Source organism: Sphingomonas sp. PP-CC-3A-396 (assembly GCF_004343105.1).
Classification (GTDB): domain Bacteria; phylum Pseudomonadota; class Alphaproteobacteria; order Sphingomonadales; family Sphingomonadaceae; genus Sphingomonas.
On record NZ_SLYF01000007.1, the window covers coordinates 1 to 17,314 of the forward strand.

The window sequence follows — 17,314 nt, forward strand, 5'->3', positions numbered from 1 at the left end:
GACAACACTGGGTTCGCCCAGCTAGCCACGATGCGTGCGGATGATAACCAAGTCGAACGCCAGATTGCCAATCCCCTCGCCGTCGAGGGATTGGTCGAATACCACCAGCACTCGGTGTTCCGAGAGGCTGGCTACAAACCATGCACGGTATCGATTTTAAGCCCCGTCTCAGCGAAAGCGCCGACGGGGTACCCAAAGCATTCCCCAACGTATCGTCGCACCGGCTCCATTGCCTGGTGGCTATAGCGTCGGTGTCCCACCCGATCCCATTCCGAACTCGGCCGTGAAACCCGACTGCGCCAATGGTACTATCGCTCAAGCGATGGAAGAGTAGGTCGTCGCCAGGCATTGAAGCCCGTGCGGCGATACGCACAAGGAACGCTCAAAACCCATTCACCATGTCTCATACCCCCTTCGCGAAAGCGAATGTCGCGGGGTGGAGCAGCCCGGTAGCTCGTCAGGCTCATAACCTGAAGGTCACAGGTTCAAATCCTGTCCCCGCAACCATCTTGATTTGCAACGCCTCCTCGGTCACCACCGCGGAGGTTTTTTGCGTTTGCGCTCCGGCACATAGCGACAGCATCGACGCAAGCTTGCCGCGCAGGCGGCCGTTAAAGAGCGCATGTCGAATGGCGTAACGTCAGCACCGCAGGCACCGTCACGGGCGTGGTCGTTGCCAGTCGGGCGTCTAGGTCCGCGATGATCAGTGCGACCGCCCGCGCGGTGACTTCTGCGATCGGCTGGACGATTGCGGTCAGCGGTGGATGCGCGAGGCGAATGATCGGGGTGTCGTCAAAGCTGATCAACGACAGATCGCGAGGGATTGCCAAGTCGTGCTCCCGCGCCAATTCGAGCGTCGCAAGCGTCATCTGATCGTTGCTCGCGATGATCGCGGTCGGGGGCTCGGCGAGCGCCAGCAGCTGCATCGCCGCGGCGCGTCCCGACGCGTGGCTGAAGTCGCCGACCGCCAACAGATCATCGCATGCGACTCCCGCCGCCTGCATCGCCGCGCGCCAGCCATCGACCCGCCACGCGCTGAGTTCATAGTCTGCCGGCCCGGCAATGAAGCCGATGCGCCGGTGGCCGAGTTCGAGCAAATGCTCGGTGGCGATGCATGCGGCTCGGGTGTCGTCCATGATCAGTCGGAGGCCAGGCCCGTCGATCAGCGAGCCGATCCGTGCAAAGCTAATGCCATGGGCCTCGAGCAGGTTGATGATCAGCGGATTGCCCGAATGCGGGGGAGTCAGGATCACGCCATCGGGCTGCAGCGCGGCGATCGCGGCCAGCAGTTCGCGCTCGATATGGTCGCTATGCGTGTCGACCAGCTCGACGATCAACCGATAGCCGTGTTCGGCACAGGTGAGCATCCCGCCGAGCATCATCTGGTCGAACCAGTCGGTGCCCTGGCGGGCGCGCCAGTCGGCGATCGTCCGCTCGCGATCGTTCAGCGCGAGGATCAGATACGAGCGCGAGCCGCCCATGCGCTGTGCGGCGATCGACGGGACATAGCCGAGCTTGTCGATCGACGCCTGCACGCGGCGCATCATCTCGGGTCGGACGGCCGAGTCCTTGTTGACCACGCGGCTGACGGTTTGCAGCGAAACACCTGCATCCGCCGCGACATGCTTTATCGTTACCGCCTGACGCCGCCGTGCCATCTTTGTGTCAGGCTGCGATTGCGGGCGAGGGGGCGGGCGCGGTGCCGCAATAGCGCGCGACATAGGCGGCGTGCTCGGGCAGCCCGGCGACGGTCGCGTTGGTGTTCTCGCGCAGGCCGCCGAGCAGTCGTGCCAGTTCCTCGTCGCGCAACTTGGTCGCGATCGGGTGATAGCTTTGCGGGACGATCCCCTGGCCGAGCATCACCTGCACCCAGCTATTTTCCGCGAACAGCTCTTCGTTCTTGCGGAACACGCGACCGGTCTCGCGGAACAGCTCGATCTTCTGTTCGAGCGAGGCGGGGATCGGCATCGCTGCGCAGTGCCGCCAGAACGCGCTGTCGCGGCGTTCGGTCGCCTTGTAGTGCAGGATCAGGAAATCGCGGATCTGCAGCATGTCGGTATGCTGCTGGTCGTTGAACTCGGCGACGTCGCGCGGACTGACCGCGCCCGACGGGAACAGCCGCAGCAGCCGCAGCACGGCGCGCTGGATCAGGTGGATGCTGGTCGATTCCAGCGGCTCCATGAACCCGCCCGACAGGCCGATCGCGATGCAGTTGCGGTGCCATTGCTGCCGCCGCGCACCCGTCACGAAGCGGATCACGTTCGGTTCGGTGAGCGTCTTGCCCTCGATATTGCCGAGCAGCCGGTCGAGCGCGGCATCGCGGTCGAGATAGCGGCTGCAATAGACTAGGCCGTTGCCGGTGCGATGCTGGAGCGGGATACGCCACTGCCAGCCTGCGTCGTGCGCCATCGCGCGGGTATAGGGGAGGGCCGGGCGGACGCTCTCGGTCTGGATCGCGATCGCGGAGTCGCAGGGCAGGTAATGCGTCCAGTCGTCGAACCCCGCGTGCAGCGCGCCCTCGATCAGCAGCGCGCGGAAGCCGGTGCAGTCGAGGAACAGGTCGCCCTCGATCCGCGCACCGGATTCGAGCACCAGCGCGGCGATGTCGCCACTCTCGCCGTTCAGCTCGACCTGCGCGATCTTGCCCTCGAGGCGGCGCGTGCCGTCGGCTTCCGCCATCCGCCGCAAGAACTTGGCGTAGCGCGTCGAATCGAGCTGAAACGCATAATTCATCCGGTCGTCGGGCAAATGCGCGAACTTGCCCTGCAACGCCGCGCGCAGCTCGAGACAGTAATCGTCGTAAGGCTGATCGTGGCCCTTGGTCAGGCCGTGCAGCCAGAAATGCTGGAAGCCGGCGGACCAGTGATCCTTGCCGGTGATGCCGAACGAGTGGAAATAGCTCTCGCCGCGGTCCTTCCAGTCGTCGAACAGGATGCCGAGTTTGAACGTCGCCTGCGTCTCGCGCATGAACTCGGCTTCGTTGATCCCGAGCAGCCGGTTGAACGTGATCATCGGCGGGATCGTCGATTCCCCCACGCCGACCGTGCCGATCGCGTCGGACTCGATCAGGGTGAGCTCGATCGTGCTGCCCATCGTGCGGGCGATCGCCGCGGCCGCCATCCAGCCGGCCGTGCCGCCCCCGGCGATTACGACGCGGCGAACAGGTGTGTTTTTCATCGGCTGAGCGCTCTCAGGAGGAAGGCGCGGAGGCGACCCGCGGTGTCGGTGGTGAGCGGCGCGAGCACGCCGCGTGCGGCTTCGGGGATATGGTCGACGACCTCGGGGCCGTTGGCGAAGACGTAATGATCGAACATCTCGCGCCAGTGCGTCTTCTCGTCGGCGGGGAGATCGCGGATCGCCAGCATCGCGTGGTTCAGCGCATCCTGCGGCTGGCCGAGCCACCGTGGGCTCTCGCGCCACCAGTAATTCACCAGCACGTTGAAGTCGGACAGCCCCTCGACATGATGCCACCACATCGCCGGGATGTAGAGCGCGTCGCCCGCCTCAAGCTCGGCGACCTGTCCGTGCGTTAGCGCCTCGCGGAAGCGGGGATGCGCGGCGAAGTCGGGGGCGTGGAAATCGACCATGCTGACCGCGCGACCTGCCGGCGTGTTGTCGACCGGGCCGAGGTAGAGATTGCGGAACTGATCGCGCGGGAAGACCGTGAAGCGTCGCCGGCCGACCGCCACGCAGGCGAGGTTGTCGGGGACATCGTTGTGCGCCGCGATCCGCGTGCGGGTGCCCATCCAGATGCTGGCGAGCGGCGTGCGGTCGCCCAGCTCGACATGGTTCGCCTCGTGGAGTCCGGCGAAGAACTGGTGCATGTCGATCGAGGCGAGATAGATCGCGTGCGCGTCGCCGGCGCCTTCGTTGGCGTCGATCCGTGCGAAGATCTCGGGCAATTTCGCGCGCAGCATCTGGAAGTTCATCGCGTGCGCCGCGTCGTAAAACAATCGGCCGCCGCTGTCGGGCATCGCGACTGAAACTGCGAAAGGGAGGTCGCGCGCGTGGGCCTGGATATAGTCGCGTGCGGCCTTCGCGGATTGCAGTCCGGCGCGGACCATCGGCCAGTCGGCGATCAGCCCGCGCACGATGAACGGTGTGGTCTCCTCGCGCAGATGCACGTCCAGGTCCGTGGCATCGCGGATGACGATCTCGCGGATGCGCGGCATGGTCGCGAAGATGCCGGGCTCCGCGTCAGCCACGCGTCATCCGCCGGTTTTTCCGCGCGACGAGATCGCCGATGTTGCCGAGCGAGGCGAGCGCCATGAAGATCGGCATCATGTGCCCGCCAGCGTGCAGGTCCGCTACCGCGGCGCCGTCGAGCGCGGCCAGCCGGTCCTCGTCGATCACGTGATAGCCCACCAGCCGGTTCTTCGCGCCATCGTCGAGCGTGACATCGAGCGTCAGCGGTTCGAGCAGCTCGTAGCGGCGCAATGCGGCGAAGAAATCCGCGGACGCGACATAGTCGGTGTCGAGCGCACGGAGCTGATCGGCGATCCGTTCGAGATACGGCGTCGGTCGGCCCGTATCGTCGAACACGCGCATGCCTTCGTCCGCCCCGATCCGCGGGCTCGCCATGTCGATATGGACCTGGCGGACGTCGCCGGCGCCGCGCCCGACTAGGAACGGCTGGCTGTCGATCGCGAGCGGACGATAGCGCGCGTCCCATCCGGCGTCGGTCAGGAACAGGTTCTCGCCCGGCTCGAACCCGAACATCGCCAGCGCGGTGAAGCTGTCGCGCTCCGCGTCGAGCTGGAACAGGATCAGATAGTGCGTCTGGACCCGCCGGAACTCGCTGGGGACGGTGATGCACGTCATCACCGCGTCGCCAAGTTCGGGGGCGCGTTCTGTACGGATACGAAGGTCGCGGTGATCTTCGGCAGTGAGGATGACGTGGTCGGACATCAGGCTGACAATTCCATGGCAGGGGCGGTCGCATGCCGCAGGGCATCGAGATAGGCACGGTTGGTCGGCAGGCCAGCGGCGAGCATACGCTTGCGCTGATCGACCTGCGCCAGCAAGGTTTCCGTCCGCGTACGGTCTGCCGTGGCGATCGGTCCGCGGGTCGGCACAGGGAAGCCCATGCCGTACAGGACATATTGATAGCTCGCGGCCGGGAAGATCTCGTCGATCATCGGGAAATCCGCGCGCGACGGCGGTTGGTGGCGCCAGAGCGTCAACAGTTCGGCGAGGCGCGGCGGGATCGATGCGGCGTCGCGGTGATCTAGCCAATAGGGTTCGTCGCGCTCGCTGAGCACGTAATGCAGCTTCAGGAACTCGACGATCCGGTCCCAGCGATAGCGAAACAGCGTGTTGAAGCGCGTCGCGTGAATATCCATCGCGCCGCGGTGGCTGGGGAAATTGTCGAGTAGCGCATCGAGCGACAGTTCGATCAGGACGATCGCCGACGCTTCGAGCGGCTCCAGGAATCCGGCCGACAGCCCGACCGCCAGGCAATTGCGTTCCCAGAATCGCTCGCGATGGCGCGACTGGAACTTGAGTTGGCGGAAAATGGGCGGTGCAACGCCCGGCGAGGTGGTGCGGATATAGCGCTCAAGCGTCTCAGCCGCGGCGTCGTCGCTCAGATGCGCGGAGGAATAGACGCAGCCGATCCCGCGTCGGGTCGGCAGGCCGATGTCCCAGATCCAGCCGGCGGCGTGCGCGGTGGCGTTGGTCTGCGAGGCGATCGCGCTGTCGGGCGCGACGGGCATCTGCACCGCCAGCGCGCGATCGTTGAACAGTTCGCCGCCGCGGTCGATCGTGGCGATGCCGTAATGCCCGCCGATCAACAGTGCTGCGTGACCGGTGCAATCGAGGAACAGGTCGCCAGCGATCGCACCCGACGCGCGCGTGCTGACCGCGGCGATGTCGCCGTGCTCGGTGCTGTCGATGCCGACGACGTGGTCGCGGATGTGGCGGACACCGAGCCGCTCGGTTGCATGGCGCGTCAGCAGTGCGGCGAGCTTGCCGGCGTCGAGGTGGTAGGCATAGTTCAGCGTGCCCGCGTAGTCGGGCATCGCCCGCTGGCGGGGCGCGAGGTCGCGGTGGCAGATCTCGCCTTGCGCGCCGACACTGTTCGCGAACTGGCCGCCATGCTCGGCCCAGGCTGCGACGATGTCGCGCGGGTCGCCGTCGACGGGTGCGGTGAAGGGGTGGAGATAGCTGTCGTCGGGGGCGCCGGTCCGCCAGCCGTCGAACCGCGATCCCTGTTTGAACGATGCGTCGCAGGCGAGGAGGAAGTCGGTCTCGGTGATGCCGATGCGTTCGAGCGTGCGGCGCATCGTCGGCCATGTGCCTTCGCCGACGCCGATCGTCGCGACGTCGGGGGATTCGATCAGGGTTACCTCGAGGGGATGTCCGGCGCCGCGATCGGTGCGGGCGGCGATCAGGCAGGCGGCGAGCCAACCGGCCGTACCGCCCCCGACGATCACGATGTTCGTGATCGGATGGTCGCTCGTTGCTTCAGGGCCGGTATTCGTGGCCATCGTCTGCTGCCTGTTTCCCTGTTTCCGCATGCCAACTTGCTCCGTCGGCGGCGGGAGCGCCATCCTTGACCGTCATCCCGGCGAAAGTCAGGGCCCGGAGTACCGAAAGACGACCCTCTGCCGCCCTGGATCCTGACTTTCGTCAGGATGACGGAGCGGTTTGGGCGCGTCCATACCCTGCAATCCTCCCCCTTGCGGGGGAGGATTGTGCTCCTCAGAAGTTGAAGCGCAGGCCGGCCGAGTAGCGTGCGTAGCCCGGCTGCGCGAAGGTTACAAAATTGTCCGAGCGACGATGCCCCCGACGTCCTTGGCCGGTGAGGTTGATGACCTCGCCGAACACCGCCAGCCCCTTGGTCATCTGGACGCTCGCGCTCGCATCGACCTGGCCGTACGCCTCGACATAGGTCGGGTCGAACGCGCCGCCGGCATAGAATTGCCCGCGCCAGTTATATGCGACACGCGCCTGGAAGCCGTTCTTGTCGTAATAGCCGACCGCGTTGGCGCTGTCGCTGAGCCCGGTCAGCGCGAACTGACCGATATTCGGATCGAGCGCGTTGTCGTACTTCGCGTCTCCGTTGACGATCGTGTAGTTCAGGATGACGCCGAACCCGGTTTCCCACAGGCGGTGCTGGATCGCGAATTCCCAGCCGTTGATGTTCGCGGTTTGGTCGCTGTTGAACGGCTGGCTCACCTGGAAGTTGAACAGATCGTCCTGGGGCAGGCCGAAGATATTGCCCGTCAGCAGCCCCGCATCGCTCGTCCCCGTGACCTGCGACGAGGCCGGGAAGTTGCGCAGGATGTAATCGCGCACCAGATTGTTGTCGGTCGATCCGAGTGCCGCCACCGCCTGACGATAGCGCGGGCCCGAGCCCGGGTTGCGCAGGTCGAATGCCGGCGTGTTGATCTGCGTCGTGCCGATGAAGTTCTGCACGTCCTTGGTGAAATACCCGACCGAAACATAGCTTTCGCGACCGTAATACCATTCCGCGGACAGATCGATGTTCTTCGACTTGTACGGGATCAGGTTCGGGTTGCCCTGACTGCCGGTGCCGCCACCGATCCGCGGATTGGAGTCGATGTTCAGGCCGCCCTGGAGGCTGCCGTAATCCGCCCGCGTGATGGTGTGGCTGTACGACGCGCGGAGCTTGACGTTGCGGACCGGTTCGATGTCGAAATCGACCGCGGGCAGCCAGTTGTGATAGCGGCCCTTGAGCGTCGTGAACGCGGCGTTGGCCGCATAGGTCAGGGCGAATTCGTTCGCCCCGGTCCAGCGCGTGCCCGTCGGGATCGGCACCAGCGCCGACGAGTTCACCTGCGTCTCGTCGTAGCGGACGCCACCGATGATGTGCGCGGGTCGATCGAAGACGTCGAACTTGCCGTTGAACTGGATGTAGGGCGAGATCGTCCGCTCGCGGATGCGGCGATCATTGGTGTAGTTGGCAAGGCACGTGCCAGGCGCGGCGGTGCCGGTCTGCGGGGCGCTGCAGATATTATACTGCGACCGCAGCAGTTCGGCCATCTGCTCGAAATTGAACGTATAGATCGACTGCGGGATCGCCGGATTGTTCGCGCCCGATACGCCCTTGAACTTGTCGGGGATGCTGGTGAGGTTGAAGAAATCGTCGGGAACCGCCGCTGCACCGGCCGCCGCGCCGCGCGGATCGATCCCGCCCCAGGTCTCGTTCTGGATGAAGCCGTAGGCCGACCGCACCTTGTTGTCGACGTACGAGAAGCCCCAGTCGATGCTGTCGAGGAAATCGCCGTCGTGGTCGTAATGCCCCTTCAGCTGGAGCTGGTTGATCTCGTCCTTGAAATACGCGTTGCGGAACGCGTTGCCGGTCGGCGTGATCAACGACGCGTTCAGCGGGTCGATGCCGGGGTACATCTGGTACGAGATGATCGGCAGGTCGTTCTCGAAATTGACGGTCTGCGACTGGACGCCGAAGATCGCGCCGCCGATCGACGTGCTGCTGCCGTAATCGTTCGTCGGCTTCGATACCGCGGTCGAGTGATGCGCGTCGAGCGACATCGTGACGTTGCCGGGCGCTTCCCAGGTCAGGTTCCCGCCGATCGACTTGTTCTCGGATTTGTTCGCGGTCAGCGAGCTGCTGTACGACAGATCCTTGCCCGGCGCGAAATTCTCCGAATAGAAGACCGGACCGGCTGCCGGCCCGTTGGTCCATGCGCTGCGCGTGTCGCCGAAGTTGAACCAGATGCCGACGCTGCTGTCGCGCACCTCGACCTTGTTGCTCGAATAGGTGAGGTCGAGCGTCGCCGTCAGCGTGTCGGTCGGCTTGGCCTGAAGGACCAGCTGGCCGTTGATGCGCTCGCGGTCGATGTCGATGACGTCGTAGGCGGCGCTCTGCGGGATCTCATAGACATCGGTCGGGCCGGGGCGGTTGGTGATGTTGGCGGCGCCCGGCGTGCCGGGCTGTGCCAGCGTGCCCCAGTTATTCTCAGCCCCCAGGAACCCGTCGCGGAAGCCGACGCTGGCCGAGTTGTTGCTCGCCTTGCGCCGCTGATACGCGCCGCTGAACAGGATACCGATCCGGTCGTCGGCGAAGGTGGTGGACAGGATGCCCGACACTTCCGGCGTGATCTGGTCCTTGCCGTTGCGCGAGCTGTCGAGCACGCCCTTGGCGGCGATGCTGCCGCGCGTGCCCGGCTTGTCGAGCGGGCGCGGGGTGCGAATGTTGATCGTCGAGCCGATGCCGCCCGAGGGCACGGCGGCACGGCCGGTCTTGTAGACCTCGACCGCGGCGACGCCTTCGGAGGCGAGGTTGGCGAAATCGAACGAGCGCGAGGCGGGCGCGCTGGCGCCGTCGCCGAGCGTCGAGGTCGGCATCTGGCGACCGTTGAGCGTGACGAGGTTATATTCCGGGCCGAAGCCGCGGACCGTGACGGTCGAGCCTTCTCCGTTCGAGCGGTCGATCGATACGCCGGTGATGCGCTGTAGTGACTCGGCGAGGTTGGTGTCGGGGAACTTGCCGATGTCCTCGGACGAGATCGCGTCGACCACGCCCTGGCCGTTGCGCTTGATGTCGATCGCCTCGCGCAGCGATGCGCGGATGCCGGTGACGACGATATCGTCGGTGGCCTCGTTCGGACCGGCGGGGGTGGCCTGCGGTGCGATGTCCGAAGAGCCTGGATTGCCGACGGTCGCGGCAGCGTCCTGCGCCATGGCGATGCCGGGCAGGCCAACTAAGGCCAGTACCGAAGTGCCGATGACGAAACGCGAAAGCGAGCGAGCTGTGAAGCCACGCATGATAATCCTCCCCTGTAGACGGCGCTATGAGCTGCGCCTTCCCCGTGAACGTTCACATTCTCTGTCCGTCACACTGTGTCAAGCACGGTAGCGCTACCGTTGTGAACGTTCACAAAATATGTCGAATATAGTGTCCGCGCTGCAACACGTCGCGGTTCGAAGGGGCTGCGCGTCGGGTTGTGCGGTGACGCAATGCGTCGCGCCAAGCGCATCCGAGACGACCCGTGTCGGCGACGGACGGAGGTTGCCCTGCTGGTATCGCGCGGCCTAGGAACAGCGCAATGGCGCGCCATCCCGCTCTCCCGACCGCGCCGCTACCCGATCGTCGGTCAACCGGCTTTCTGCTGGTTTTCGCGCTCGCTTATGTCGGTGGAGTCATCGGCTACCTGCCGTTCTTGACGTTGCTGTTGCCGATCAAGGTCGCTGCCGTCGCCGGGGCAGGGCGGCTGGGCGTCCTCACCATGATCGTGATTGCGGGCGCGCTTTCGGCCAGCGTCGCCAACATCGCGTTCGGTTGGCTGAGCGACCGATCGGTGACCCGCGGCGGCGGGCGTCGCAAGTGGCTCGCCGGCGGGCTCGTCGCCACGACGCTTTCCTATGCGGCGATCGGCGCGGCGACGTCGTCGACCGGTCTTATCCTGTCGGTTGTGACGTTCCAGGTCGCGGTGAACGCAGTGCTCGCGCCGCTGCTGGCGATCATGGCCGACGAGGTGCCCGATGCGCAGAAGGGTCTGGCCGGCGGTCTGCTCGCGGTGGCAAGCCCGGTCGCCGCGGCGCTGGCGGCGGCGTTGCTGGCAACCGCCCTGCTCGGCGAGACGGCGCGGCTGGCGATCGTGCCGCTCATAGTGGTCGCCTGTACGATGCCTCTGTTGCTGCAGCGCGCGCAGCCGGTGGTGCCGGACGATCCGCCACGGCCGGCGAGGGCGGTGCTACGGCGCGACCTGGCGCTGGCCTGGACCGCGCGGTTGTTCGTCCAGATCGCGGGCAGCGCGCTGTTCGTCTATTTCTTCTACTATCTCGAAAGCGTCGCGCCGGCAGTCGCACCAGCGACGATCGCGGCGCGGATGGGAACGGTGATGATCGTCGCCTATTCGGTGCCGCTGCCGATCGCGGTCTTCGTCGGTCGTCTTGCCGATCGTTCGGGTCGGACCAAGCCGTTCCTCTTCGCGGCAACCGTCGTCGCGGCTGCCGGACTATTGGGAATGGCGGGCGCGCAGAGCTTCACGGGCGGTGCGGTCGCGTTCTGCGTCTACAGCACCGGGACGTCGGTGTTCCTGGCGCTCCACGCGTCATTCGCGATGCAACTGTTGCCCGACGCCCGCCATCGTGGCCGCGATCTCGGGTTGCTCAACCTGACCAACACGCTGCCCGGCCTGCTGGGACCGACGCTGACCTGGGCACTTGCCACGCCGACCGACTTCGACGGGGTGATGCTCGTGCTCGCCGCACTGACGCTGTGCGGCGGGCTGGTCATCCTTTTCGCACAGGGCCGCCGGTGAAGGGGGCTTTGGTCAGCGCTGCCAGTAGCGCACGTAATCGATCGCCATCCGCTGCGGAAACGCCGCGTCGTCGATCCCCTTCTGGCCACCCCAGTCGCCACCCACCGCGAGGTTGAGGATCAGGTCGTAGGGGCGCGTGAACGGCCACGCCGCCTTGCCGCCGGGCTGGTCGTTGGCGACGCGCATGATCGCGCGTCCATCGACACCGATCGTGATCGCATCCGCGCGCCAGTCGAGCTGATAGCGGTGATATGCCGTGCAGGCGGTCGCGAGTCCGATCTGCGCGCCGCGTTGCGTGCCCTTGGTGTGATTGAATGCCGCTGTGTGGAGTGTCGCATGGACGACATTGGCATCCCAGCCCACCATCTCCATGATGTCGATCTCACCCTCGTCGGGCCATTTTCCGCCCGACGGCAGCAGCCAGATCGCCGGCCAGCTGCCACGCCCGCACGGCAGTTTCGCGCGGACTTCGTAAAAGCCATACCCACGCGGGGTGCGCGAGACGAGCTTGGCCGAAGTGTATGCCTGACCGCCCCAATCGGCGAAGCGCGCCTTCGACAGCGTCTCGCGCCGCGCCTCGATTACCAGCGCGCCGTTTTCGATCCGCGCATTTTCGGCACGGTCTTTCGCGTAATATTGGCGTTCGTTATTGTACCAGCCTTCGGCGTTGCGTGACACGTCGAAGCGCCATTTGGTCTGATCGATCGCCTTGCCGTCGAATTCGTCGGCAAAGCTCGGGCGGCCTTTGGGCACGGGCATCGGTGCACTGACGCTGTAATTGGTCGCGCCCAGCGTGGCGGCTTGCGCGGCAAGTATCAGCAGGATCATCGGATCGCCCTCGCCATCATGATGCGCCCGATCGATCCGTCCGGCACAAACCGGTGCGTTGGTTGCTGGTCCATGCGGCACCTCTCCCAATTCGCCCCGGAGCCGTCACCGCATGATGCAGATGCGTTCGGGTAGCGCGGCAGACCTAGGTTAATCGGTGCGCGAGCTCAACTCCGGCCCTACCAAGGCGCGGTGTACCTAGCCGAGCGTCGGTGGTATCGGCGCCGGTCGGCAGGCGTGATCACCGCGGCTGGTCGGGAAACGTCGGCAGGCCTGCCTCGCGTGCGAGAAAATGCGAGAAGCGTGTGGCGGACAAGATCGTAAAGACCTGGGACGAGGCGGTGGCCCGCAAATGGCTGGAAAGCCGGGTCGTCGCGGCGCGCGCGGATCAGGTCGTCGCGGAGCGCGGCGGGCGGGAGCTTCAGGACGATTGCGACAAGGCAAGCGCCGAAGAGATGGTCTGCTCGCTGATCCTGAAGGCCAAGGCATCGCTGGATACGCAGGAGGCGGTATCGAACCTCCTCCGCGCGCTGCTGGAGCGGGACGACTATATCTGGCGCGGAGTCTACGACGACACGCGCTTCGACCGCCACGTCCGCAGCTATGCAAAGAAGGTGATCCGGATGGTGAAGCTCAACGATGGCTTCGAGAAGGTCACGCATTACCAGTGAGCCGGGACCAATAAACCGGGACCAGTAAACCGGGCGTTGTCGGTTTGCCGTCCCGCCGGATGCCCTGCATGGTCGCTTCGCGGAGCCGAGCGTGTCATACCGGGCAAGGATCGCCATATCGGTGAGCCCGCCCTACGATGATCGCGAACCGTCGTGAAGAAAGATGCCGCTGCGCCCTATGATGCCGACCGACGAGACATTGGAAGATCTTGGCTGGGATGACCATTTCAGCGCCCAGCTGTCGGACGAGGACCTGCGCGACCGTCATCCCGTCCGAGTGATGTCGGTCCATCGTGGTCAGATCGCGGTGGCGGGAGCCGGCGGCCGGCAGCTCGTGACGCCCTATATCGCGGGGGCGCAACCGACCGACGATCATCCGACCGTCGGCGACTGGGTATTGATCGAGACGTCCACCGGGTTGCCGATCCGCGTGCTTCACCGCAAGAACCTGTTCAAGCGTCGCGCGCCGGGCGATCCGCGTCGCGAGCAGATGATTGCCGCGAACGTCGATACGGTATTCCTAGTCGCATCGTGCAACGAAGACTTCAGCGTCGCGCGGCTCGAGCGCTATCTGGTGTTGGCGCACGACGTGGGGGTTACCCCGGTGGTCGTGCTGACCAAGGCGGACCTGACCGACACACCGGACGTTTACGTCGCGGCGGCGCGAGCGATCGAGCCCGGCTTGCGGGTCGAGATCGTCAATGGGCGTGATCCACACGCCGTTACCGGCCTCGCGGACTGGTGCGGCCCCGGCCAGACCGTCGCGTTCCTCGGCTCGTCCGGGGTCGGCAAGTCGACGCTGGTCAACTCGCTACGCGGCTCGGACAGCATAGCGACCCAGGCCATTCGTGCGAACGACTCCACCGGCCGCCACACCACGACGGTGCGCGAGATGCACCGGCTGGCGCAGGGAGGGTGGCTGCTCGATACGCCGGGCATGCGCGAATTGCAGTTGGCCGACGCGGCTACCGGGATCGCGGAGATCTTCGACGATTTCGTCGCGGCTGCGGAAGAGTGTCGTTTTTCCAACTGTTCGCATAGCGTCGAACCCGGGTGCGCGGTTCAGGCCGGGATCGCCGCGGGACATCTCACGCGTGCCCGGTTCGAGCGTTGGCAAAGGCTGGGCGCTGAAGAGCGCGCGAATACCGCCAAACAGACAAAGCGAAGGTCTCCTAAAGGGGTGTAACAGCCACCGGCGCGCCCCCAAAGCTGCCCCCAAAGCTGGTTATGTCCGCGTCCGTCTTTCCATCCTCCTGCTATCGGCCTGACAATGTTGAAATCCCGTATCAAGCGACGCATGATCGAGCGTGACCGGGCGGTCCTGTGCCTGGCGGAAATCGAGGCGTCGATCACCGCCTTGAACGACGAGGACCTGCTCGATCTTGCGGATATCTTCGCTCGAGCAACGCGCGCCCCGCTGACCACGATGGCCGCAGCCGAAATGACGAAACGGAATTTGAGCCTGTGATGACGACGACACGGTGCCTGGGGGCATGAAGCCGCGCCCGTCCCGACTCCGTCGCCTCGACGATGCGCTCGCCGACCTGCCGCTCGAGGAGCCGATGCTGCTGACCGAGCTCGACGGGTTTCTCACCGGGCTGCTGGTCGGACCCGAGCGTATCGAGCAAGGCGAATGGCTGCAGAGCATATGGGGGCTCGATGAGGACGGCATCGCGCCGTTCGAGGATCCGCTCGACGTGCAATGGTTCGTCGACGCCGTCATGGCACGCTACGCCGAGATCGCCCGCGACCTGGAGCGTGGCAAGCTGCGTCCGATCTTTGACGTGGACGAGCGGACCGGCGACGTCCTTTGGGAATTGTGGATCGACGGGTTCGCCGAGGCGATGGCGTTGCGGCCCGAAAGCTGGGACGCGGTGGCGGCTGGCGACGACGCCGAGGCGGTCGACGGCCTCGCGCGTCTGTCGGTGTTGATCGCGATCGCGCGCAACGAAAGCGCGCTGGACAGCATGGAGATCAACGAACGCGAGGATCAGGCACCGGCCGATCTCGCGACGAGTGTCCTCCAGCTCCATGCGTCCCGATTGCGGGCAGCTGCCGCCGTTCCGCTGCCAACGGCCGGCGCAGCGCCGGTCAAGGCGGGACGAAACGATCCCTGTCCATGCGGATCGGGGAAAAAGTCCAAACGCTGCTGCGGGTGACGGGGGTCAATCGCGTGCTGCGCGGGCCCTTCGCCACGCCAGCGATTGCCGATTGAGTACGGCCAGATCCAGTTCGCCCGCCAAACTCGCTTCGACTAGCGCGATAGCGCGATCGAGCACCACGCGGTCGGCGCGCGCATAGGCGGGGCGATCGGGTATGAAGTCGTACCAGACACCGCCACAGGCGTTGTCGAGGAAGATACGCTGGAAGCAATGATCGGCGCGGACCGGCCAGCCACGCGTCGGCGCCGCGGTCGGCAGGATGTCGCGGGTCAGCGTCAGCCAGCGAGCCTCGGCTGAGGACCGGTCATTTGGGGCCATCGGATCGCACCGGTACCGCGCCGTCAGCCTCGATTGCCGACGCGGCGGCAATTAGGGTCGGCGCGTCGCTGACGAAGGCGTCGAGCACGCCGTCCGCGATTTTGATCGGACCATCGAACCGGGTCGCGCCGGGGATCGTCGTGATCGCAGCCGCCTCGCGCGCCAGTGTCCGCGCGTCGTCGAAATAGCGTGCGGCGGCAATGCTGCCGCTATCGGCGGCGCCGAGCCCGGCGGCTGTCAATTGGAGCGCGCGTCCCCAACGCTGCATCGCATCGAGCCAAGGCCGAGCCTGCGCCGCGAAGCTGGGGTCGATGGTTCCGGCGCGGATGATGTCGGGTGCGCTGGCGATTTCGTCGGCACGCTCGGTTAGGTCCGCGATCGCCCGCTGCCGTGCCGCCGCATCGCCATCCGCCAGCGCTTCCCGGACCGCGTCGAGCGCTGCCTTCAGTCGCGGTGCCTGCTCCTGCCAAGGCTGGCTGCCAAAGGTCGGCGCCATGTGCTGCGTATCGAAGAAGGTCAGCAGCGCAGCGGTCGCGCGTTCGTCGCCGCCCGCCAGTTCCCGCGCGGAGAAATGCCAGGTCCGCTCGGCATCGTACGCGGTGTCGTTCCAGCCGAACGCGGCAACGCCGGTCACCGCCGGGCGGCTCGGGGCCTCCTGATTCATCGGGTTCGACAGGATGCCGGTCAGCTCGCCCGACAGCCCGGCCTCGCGCCGCGCATAGGGCGCCATCAGCAGCCGACCGGTGGTCTGTGCGTAATCGTTGACCGGATAATTGTCCCATAACAGCGTCTTGCGGCCGAACGCCTTGGTCGCCGCCTTGGCATCGGGGATCGAGATGGCGGGCGGGACGACGTCGGTGCCGGTCCACTGGATGACGATCCGCGGATCGAGATGCTTGCGCAACGCCGCTTTATAGGGCGTTTCCTTCGCATCGTAATATTCGGTCGGCACCATGATGAGCGCGCGCGCGCCCAGATCCTTGGCGCTCAGGCTGGCCTGCACCGCGTTGAGCAATTGCGCCTGCGCGACGCCGGCCGCTTCCGCGCCCGAGGGGCCGAACGCGGTCTTGTCGCGCTCGCAGTTCCACTTGGTATATTCGATGTCGTCGAGCGCGACGTAGAAGCTGCCGACGCCGATCGCCCGCAATGCGTCGAACTTGCGTTCCAGCGCCTGCACGTCGGCGGGGTCCGAGAAGCAGACCGATGGCCCGGGCGAGACCGCGTAGACGAAGTCGACATGGTTGCGCCGCGCGGTCTGGGCCAGCGTGCCCAGCGCCGACAGCGTCGCGGCGGGATAGGCCTCGCGCCACCGATCGCGCGCGTACGGATCGTCCTTCGGGCTGTAGACATAGGTGTTCGCCTTCACCGTGGCGAGGAAGTCGAGATGCCTGGTGCGATCCGCCATCGACCAGGGCGCGCCGTAAAAGCCCTCGATCGTGCCGCGGATCGGCATTGCGGGGTGATCCTGGATCACCAGCGCGGGCAGGGTGGGGCGCCGGGCGAGCTGGCGGAACGTCTGGACCGCGTGGAACAGGCCATCGGCGTCGTGACCAGCAAGCGTGACGATGCCCGCGCCGGCCGCTACCACGGCGAGGGTGTAGCCTTCGGCATGCGTGTCCAGCGTGGCCTTGCTGCGTGACAGCGAGTCGCGCACGACGCCAGAGTCGCGAAGGCCCAGGACGATGTGAACCCGATCGGGCGCGACGGGCAGCCGGCGTGCGGAAGCGATCGTCTTCACCCCCGCCGCTGTCAGGACGTCGCGGACCCGGGCAACGGTCTCCGGATCGGTACCCGGCGCTGTGATCAACACGACGGAGGTGCCCAAGGCGAGTGTGCCCGAGGTCAGCACCATCGAAGTGGGCGCCGGGTAGATCGTGGGGCGCGTTACGGGATGGCCCAATGCATGGCTCGGCACCGCGATCGCCAAGCTCGCGGACGTGACCATCAGCGCTACGACGGCGCCAATCTTCCCGCTACGTCGCGCCATCCGTTGCTCCCCGGTATCAGATTGGTCTTGTTGCCATTCGATAAAGCTATGGCGCGGGTGCGGCAAGGGAGGAGATCGCGTACGACAGTATTTGGA

At 65.8% G+C, this 17,314-nt stretch carries 15 protein-coding genes, 1 tRNA gene and 1 rRNA gene; 8 read left to right on the forward strand and 9 right to left on the reverse strand.

Annotated elements, in window-relative coordinates; genetic code table 11:
* From C8J40_RS20595 to C8J40_RS14135, 3 genes are all read left to right on the forward strand, one after another.
* Positions 1 to 246 (forward strand): hypothetical protein (locus tag C8J40_RS20595; RefSeq protein WP_207901236.1); only part of this gene is annotated, 246 nt, incomplete at its 5' end.
* Positions 233 to 347 (forward strand): 5S ribosomal RNA (gene rrf, locus C8J40_RS14130). The genes C8J40_RS20595 and rrf, both read left to right, overlap by 14 nt.
* 83 nt (positions 348 to 430) lie before the next feature.
* Positions 431 to 507: transfer RNA gene (locus C8J40_RS14135), tRNA-Met, on the forward strand.
* Positions 508 to 611: 104 nt separating this feature from the next.
* On the opposite strand, the gene C8J40_RS14140 is transcribed toward C8J40_RS14135, so the two are convergent.
* From C8J40_RS14140 to C8J40_RS14165, 6 genes are all read right to left on the reverse strand, one after another.
* A complete protein-coding gene (locus C8J40_RS14140) occupies positions 612 to 1,658 on the reverse strand; it encodes a LacI family DNA-binding transcriptional regulator (RefSeq protein WP_132897572.1) in 1,047 nt (348 codons plus the stop codon).
* Positions 1,659 to 1,665: 7 nt separating this feature from the next.
* A complete protein-coding gene (locus C8J40_RS14145; protein ID WP_132897573.1) occupies positions 1,666 to 3,177 on the reverse strand; it encodes a tryptophan halogenase family protein in 1,512 nt (503 codons plus the stop codon).
* Positions 3,174 to 4,205, reverse strand: coding sequence for a cupin-like domain-containing protein (locus C8J40_RS14150; protein ID WP_132897574.1), 1,032 nt, complete (start codon positions 4,203 to 4,205; stop codon positions 3,174 to 3,176). The genes C8J40_RS14145 and C8J40_RS14150 overlap by 4 nt, the downstream gene beginning before the upstream one ends.
* Entirely contained in the window at positions 4,198 to 4,908 is a 711-nt protein-coding gene (locus C8J40_RS14155; protein WP_165911462.1) for a SapC family protein, read from the reverse strand. The genes C8J40_RS14150 and C8J40_RS14155 overlap by 8 nt, the downstream gene beginning before the upstream one ends.
* Positions 4,908 to 6,488, reverse strand: a complete 1,581-nt coding sequence (locus C8J40_RS14160) for a tryptophan halogenase family protein (protein ID WP_132897575.1) — start codon at positions 6,486 to 6,488, stop codon at positions 4,908 to 4,910. Before C8J40_RS14160 ends, C8J40_RS14155 begins: the two co-directional genes overlap by 1 nt.
* A 214-nt stretch (positions 6,489 to 6,702) precedes the next feature.
* Positions 6,703 to 9,753 (reverse strand): TonB-dependent receptor, encoded by a 3,051-nt coding sequence (locus tag C8J40_RS14165; protein WP_132897576.1) that lies wholly within the window; start codon positions 9,751 to 9,753, stop codon positions 6,703 to 6,705.
* 281 nt (positions 9,754 to 10,034) lie between these two features.
* Here C8J40_RS14165 and C8J40_RS14170 point away from each other — a divergent pair, with 281 nt between their 5' ends.
* A complete protein-coding gene (locus tag C8J40_RS14170) occupies positions 10,035 to 11,252 on the forward strand; it encodes an MFS transporter (protein WP_132897577.1) in 1,218 nt (405 codons plus the stop codon).
* Between the two features lie 12 nt (positions 11,253 to 11,264).
* On the opposite strand, the gene C8J40_RS14175 is transcribed toward C8J40_RS14170, so the two are convergent.
* Positions 11,265 to 12,161 carry a glycoside hydrolase family 16 protein gene (locus C8J40_RS14175; RefSeq protein ID WP_243693400.1) on the reverse strand — a complete coding sequence of 299 codons (897 nt, stop codon included), beginning with the start codon at positions 12,159 to 12,161 and terminating at the stop codon, positions 11,265 to 11,267.
* A 224-nt stretch (positions 12,162 to 12,385) separates the two neighbouring features.
* Here C8J40_RS14175 and C8J40_RS14180 point away from each other — a divergent pair, with 224 nt between their 5' ends.
* The 4 genes from C8J40_RS14180 (at position 12,386) to C8J40_RS14190 (ending at position 14,910) form a co-directional block, all read left to right on the forward strand.
* The gene (locus tag C8J40_RS14180; protein ID WP_132897579.1) at positions 12,386 to 12,751 is read left to right on the forward strand and encodes a hypothetical protein; all 366 of its coding nucleotides are present in this window, start codon (positions 12,386 to 12,388) and stop codon (positions 12,749 to 12,751) included.
* 163 nt (positions 12,752 to 12,914) lie between these two features.
* A complete protein-coding gene (rsgA, locus tag C8J40_RS14185; RefSeq protein ID WP_243643353.1) occupies positions 12,915 to 13,937 on the forward strand; it encodes a ribosome small subunit-dependent GTPase A in 1,023 nt (340 codons plus the stop codon).
* An 84-nt stretch (positions 13,938 to 14,021) separates the two neighbouring features.
* Positions 14,022 to 14,219: a hypothetical protein gene (locus C8J40_RS20375; protein ID WP_165911461.1), complete on the forward strand. Its 198-nt coding sequence runs from the start codon at positions 14,022 to 14,024 to the stop codon at positions 14,217 to 14,219.
* A 25-nt stretch (positions 14,220 to 14,244) separates the two neighbouring features.
* Positions 14,245 to 14,910, forward strand: a complete 666-nt coding sequence (locus tag C8J40_RS14190) for a UPF0149 family protein (RefSeq protein ID WP_132897580.1) — start codon at positions 14,245 to 14,247, stop codon at positions 14,908 to 14,910.
* Positions 14,911 to 14,916: 6 nt separating this feature from the next.
* Here the strand turns inward: C8J40_RS14190 and C8J40_RS14195 are convergent, their stop codons facing one another.
* On the reverse strand, positions 14,917 to 15,231 hold the full coding sequence (locus tag C8J40_RS14195) for a GCN5-related N-acetyltransferase (protein ID WP_132897581.1): 315 nt from the start codon (positions 15,229 to 15,231) through the stop codon (positions 14,917 to 14,919).
* Entirely contained in the window at positions 15,218 to 17,218 is a 2,001-nt protein-coding gene (locus tag C8J40_RS14200; protein ID WP_132897582.1) for a beta-N-acetylglucosaminidase domain-containing protein, read from the reverse strand. The genes C8J40_RS14195 and C8J40_RS14200 overlap by 14 nt, the downstream gene beginning before the upstream one ends.
* Positions 17,219 to 17,314 lie beyond the last annotated feature (96 nt).

What these genes read in the sequence shown, in the direction of transcription:
- C8J40_RS14140 (WP_132897572.1), bottom strand. Translation starts at nt 1,658, where the DNA reads ATGGCACGGCGGCGTCAGGCGGTAACGATAAAGCATGTCGCGGCGGAT.
- C8J40_RS14145 (WP_132897573.1), bottom strand. Translation starts at nt 3,177, where the DNA reads ATGAAAAACACACCTGTTCGCCGCGTCGTAATCGCCGGGGGCGGCACG.
- C8J40_RS14155 (WP_165911462.1), bottom strand. Translation starts at nt 4,908, where the DNA reads ATGTCCGACCACGTCATCCTCACTGCCGAAGATCACCGCGACCTTCGT.
- C8J40_RS14160 (WP_132897575.1), bottom strand. Translation starts at nt 6,488, where the DNA reads ATGGCCACGAATACCGGCCCTGAAGCAACGAGCGACCATCCGATCACG.
- C8J40_RS14165 (WP_132897576.1), bottom strand. Translation starts at nt 9,753, where the DNA reads ATGCGTGGCTTCACAGCTCGCTCGCTTTCGCGTTTCGTCATCGGCACT.
- C8J40_RS14170 (WP_132897577.1), top strand. Translation starts at nt 10,035, where the DNA reads ATGGCGCGCCATCCCGCTCTCCCGACCGCGCCGCTACCCGATCGTCGG.
- rsgA (WP_243643353.1), top strand. Translation starts at nt 12,915, where the DNA reads ATGCCGCTGCGCCCTATGATGCCGACCGACGAGACATTGGAAGATCTT.
- C8J40_RS20375 (WP_165911461.1), top strand. Translation starts at nt 14,022, where the DNA reads ATGTTGAAATCCCGTATCAAGCGACGCATGATCGAGCGTGACCGGGCG.
- C8J40_RS14190 (WP_132897580.1), top strand. Translation starts at nt 14,245, where the DNA reads ATGAAGCCGCGCCCGTCCCGACTCCGTCGCCTCGACGATGCGCTCGCC.
- C8J40_RS14195 (WP_132897581.1), bottom strand. Translation starts at nt 15,231, where the DNA reads ATGGCCCCAAATGACCGGTCCTCAGCCGAGGCTCGCTGGCTGACGCTG.
- C8J40_RS14200 (WP_132897582.1), bottom strand. Translation starts at nt 17,218, where the DNA reads ATGGCGCGACGTAGCGGGAAGATTGGCGCCGTCGTAGCGCTGATGGTC.